Source organism: Streptomyces lushanensis, from assembly GCF_001700515.1.
GTDB lineage: Bacteria > Actinomycetota > Actinomycetes > Streptomycetales > Streptomycetaceae > Streptomyces > Streptomyces lushanensis.
Genome location: NZ_MAUD01000400.1, coordinates 1 through 3,985, shown reverse-complemented (window position 1 = coordinate 3,985; position 3,985 = coordinate 1). Strand labels below are relative to the sequence as shown.

General features: G+C 72.3%; 4 protein-coding genes. All 4 read left to right on the top strand.

Translation table 11 applies throughout. From position 1 onward, the window contains the following. A partial coding sequence (locus BFF77_RS27650; RefSeq protein ID WP_141698545.1) for an insulinase family protein occupies window positions 1-515 on the top strand: 515 nt, incomplete at its 5' end. A gap of 17 nt (window positions 516-532) precedes the next feature. After that, window positions 533-1,915 carry a M16 family metallopeptidase gene (locus BFF77_RS27645; RefSeq protein ID WP_066955029.1) on the top strand — a complete coding sequence of 461 codons (1,383 nt, stop codon included), beginning with the start codon at window positions 533-535 and terminating at the stop codon, window positions 1,913-1,915. 353 nt (window positions 1,916-2,268) lie between these two features. After that, window positions 2,269-3,030: a M23 family metallopeptidase gene (locus BFF77_RS27640; protein WP_066955026.1), complete on the top strand. Its 762-nt coding sequence runs from the start codon at window positions 2,269-2,271 to the stop codon at window positions 3,028-3,030. A gap of 152 nt (window positions 3,031-3,182) precedes the next feature. Then, window positions 3,183-3,872 carry a GntR family transcriptional regulator gene (locus BFF77_RS27635; protein ID WP_066955024.1) on the top strand — a complete coding sequence of 230 codons (690 nt, stop codon included), beginning with the start codon at window positions 3,183-3,185 and terminating at the stop codon, window positions 3,870-3,872. The last annotated feature ends 113 nt before the right edge of the window (window positions 3,873-3,985 follow it).

The following is a 3,985-nucleotide window of genomic DNA, read 5'->3' as shown; positions in this document are numbered from 1 at the left end:
TCGGCGGCGGCGAGTCCTCGCGGCTGCACAACCGGCTGGTGCGCCGGGACCGGACCGCGGTCGCCGCGGGCTTCGGACTGCTGCGCCTGGCGGGCGCGCCCTCCCTCGGCTGGCTGGACGTGAAGACGTCGGGCGGTGTCGAGATCCCGCGGATCGAGGCCGCCGTCGACGAGGAGCTGGCCAGGCTCGCCGCCGAAGGACCGACCGCCGAGGAGATGGAGCGGGCCCAGGCGCAGCTGGAGCGCGAGTGGCTGGACCGGCTGGGCACGGTCGCCGGCCGCGCGGACGAACTGTGCAGGTTCGCCGTGCTCTTCGGCGATCCGCAGCTCGCGCTGACGGCCGTCACGCGCGTGCTGGACATCACCGCCGAGGAGGTGCGCGCCGTCGCCGCGGCACGGCTGCGCCCCGACAACAGGGCGGTGCTGGTGTACGAACCGCTCGCCTCCGAGGACGCCGCCGACGCGGCGCGCACGGCCGGCGACGAGACCGACGAGCACGAGGGGACGGACCAGTGAGCGACGCTGCCGTGACCATGGACTTCCATCCGCAGCCGACCGCCGGCGAGGCCAGGCCCTGGGCCTTCCCGGCCCCCGAGCGCGGTGCGCTCGACAACGGCCTGACGGTGCTGCGCTGCGACCGCCCGGGACAGCAGGTGGTGGCCGTCGAGATCAATCTCGACGCTCCGCTGGAGGCCGAGCCCGAGGGGCTCGACGGCATCGCCACGATCATGGCGCGCGCGCTCTCCGAGGGCACCGACAAGCACAGCGCCGAGGAGTTCGCGGCCGAGCTGGAGCGCTGCGGCGCCACGCTCGACGCGCACGCCGACCACCCGGGGGTACGGATCTCCCTGGAGGTCCCGGTCTCCCGGCTGCCCAAGGCCCTCGGTCTGCTCGCCGAGGCGCTCCGCGCGCCCGCCTTCGCGGACAGCGAGGTCGAGCGGCTCGTACGGAACCGGCTCGACGAGATCCCGCACGAGACCGCCAACCCGGGCCGCCGCGCCGCCAAACAGCTCTCCAAGGAGCTGTTCCCCGCCGCCTCACGGATGTCCCGGCCGCGCCAGGGCACCGAGGAGACGGTGGAGCGCATCGACGCCTCGGCCGTCCGCGCCTTCTACGAGGCGTATGTGCGTCCGGCCACGGCCACCGCCGTAATCGTCGGCGATCTCACCGGTGTCGATCTGGACGAGGTGCTCGCGGACACCCTCGGCACCTGGACCGGTGACACCGCCGCGCCGCGTCCCGTACCGCCCGTGACCGCCGACGACACGGGCCGTGTGGTGATCGTGGACCGGCCGGGGGCCGTGCAGACGCAGCTTCTGATCGGCCGGATCGGCCCGGACCGGCACGACCGCGTCTGGCCCGCCCAGGTGCTCGGCACCTACTGTCTGGGCGGCACGCTCACCTCCCGGCTCGACCGGGTGCTGCGCGAGGAGAAGGGTTACACCTACGGCGTGCGGGCCTTCGGCCAGGTGCTGCGCTCCTCCGCTCCCTCGGAGCCGGGCGGTTCGACGGGCGCCGCGATGCTCGCCATCAGCGGCTCCGTGGACACCGCGTCCACCGGCCCGGCCCTGGACGACCTCTGGAAGGTGCTGCGCACGCTCGCGGCCGAGGGCCTCACCGACGCCGAGCGCGATGTGGCCGTCCAGAATCTGGTGGGAGTGGCGCCGCTGAAGTACGAGACGGCCGCGTCCGTCGCGGCCACGCTGGCCGACCAGGTCGAGCAGCACCTCCCGGACGACTTCCAGGCGCAGCTCTACGCCCGGCTGGCCGAGACCGGCACGGTCGAGGCGACGGCCGCGGCGGTCAGCGCCTTCCCGGTGGACCGGCTCGTCACCGTGCTCGTCGGGGACGCCGAGCAGATCAAGGAGCCGGTCACGGCTCTCGGCATCGGAGAAGTGACGGTTGTCTCCGGCTGACGGATCCGGTGGATCGTCCTGCTGACCGAACGGTCGTCGGTGACTGGTTCTGATCGCTCGCCGAGTGATCCGACCGCCGGCTCGGTAAGTCCGGCAAAAAAAGAATCCCTCCGTGAGACAAACCCCGGTGGCACTCGCCACCGGGGTTTCCTCATATGTCCGCTTTAGTGGGGAGGTTGCCCGTCTGCCCTGTGGTGTGCGCTACAAAACGCCCTGTCCATTTGGTGGGGGAAAGGCGAGCCGCTTAGCGTCGGTCCGGTTGTTCGCCGGTACCCCGCCGCCACCGCGGCACCGGACAGCATCGCCGGGTCCCCGTCGGGCAGGCGAGAAGGAAGAAAAGGATCACCCGCTCCATGGCGTTCACTCGTGCCACCGGGAAGCACCGTGCCCGGAGCCGTCGAAGCCGCAGAGGCATGAGCGCCGCCGGTGCCGCGACGCTCACCGCGACCGGTGTCATCGGCGTCCTGGCCGCCCCGGCGCACGCCGCCGGGCCGGACGGCCACGCCGTCGGCCGGACCGGGCTGGCCCAGGCCCTGACCGTCGGTGACGCGCTCGCCGACGCGCTCGACGCCCAGGCCGCGGCCCAGCACCACGCGGCGGCGCGGGCCGGGGCGAAGGCCGCCGCCCGGCGGGCCGCTGAGGCACGGGCCAGGGAGTTCCGCGCGGAGCGCCGGCGCGCGGCCCGCGCCGCCGAGCGCCGGCGCCTCAACGCCTTCGGGCTTCCCGTCGCCGGTTCGTACATCACCACCGGCTACCGGACCGGCGGCTCGCTCTGGTCCTCCGGCAGCCACACCGGTGTCGACTTCCGCGCCGCGTCCGGTACCCCGGTCCTGGCCGCCGGCGCGGGCACCGTCGTCGAGGCCGGCTGGGGCGGCTCGTACGGCAACAGCATCGTGCTCCGGATGACCGACGGCACCTGCACCCAGTACGGCCATCTCTCCTCGATCGCCGTCTCCGCCGGCGCTACCGTCGTGCCGGGACAGCGGATCGGTCTCTCCGGCGCGAGCGGCAACGCGACCGGACCGCATCTCCACTTCGAGGCCAGGACGGGCCCGGAGTACGGCTCCGACATGGACCCGGTCGCCTATCTGCGCGCACACGGTGTGAACGTCTGACCAAAGCCGTGAACCTCTGCGGGAAGCCCGCGCTGGCCAAAAGATATCTGTTGATTCCGGGCACCCATCGGAAATCCGCGTTGATTGCAATAGAGTCACGGAACAGGCGTCGATCGGCAGCGTTTCGCGCGGATTAAGTCGGAGGTTCGGACATGCGCATTCCCGCGCACTCGGTATGCACGGCGATCCGCGACGACATTGTCTCCGGTGTATTCGAACGGGGCAGCCGGCTCACCGAGGAGCAGCTCGCGCGGCGTTACGGCGTCTCCCGCGTCCCGGTCCGCGAGGCCCTGCGCACGCTGGAGTCCGAGGGCTTCGTGACCACCCGCCGCCATGTCGGCGCGTGTGTGGCCGAGCCCACGGACCAGGAGGCGGCCGACCTGCTGGAGGTACGCCAGCTCCTGGAGCCGCTGGGCGCGGCGCGCGCGGCCCAGCGGCGTACGGAGGCCCATCTCAAGGTGCTCCGCGGCCTGGTCAGACTGGGGCAGGAGCGGGCCAGGCGGGGGCAGGGCGAGGATCTGCGCTCGCTCGGCGCCTGGTTCCACGAGACGCTCGCCCAGGCGTCGGGGAGCCCTGCGCTCACCGCCCCGCTCACCCAGCTCAGGCACAAGATCGCCTGGATGTACGTGGTCGACCAGCCCGCGCATCCCGTGGAGTCCTGGGCGGAGCACGGCGCGATCGTGGACGCGGTGGCGCGCGGCGACGCGGAGCGCGCGCGCTCGCTGACCGCCCTGCACGCGGAGCGCGCGGCTGCGGTGCACCGGCTGCGGCGCACCGAGCGAGGCCGGGAAAAGGTGAGGGTTTCGCAACATGCTGTAAACACCGCGAGTGCTCGCACTTAACATTCTCGCCGTATACAAAGAAATGAAATAGCGCGATCCATTCTTCGCCGCCCGCACGAAAACGACGGAGCCGCGGTGTGCCGAATTCAGCGCACCGCGGCTCCGTCGTTTTC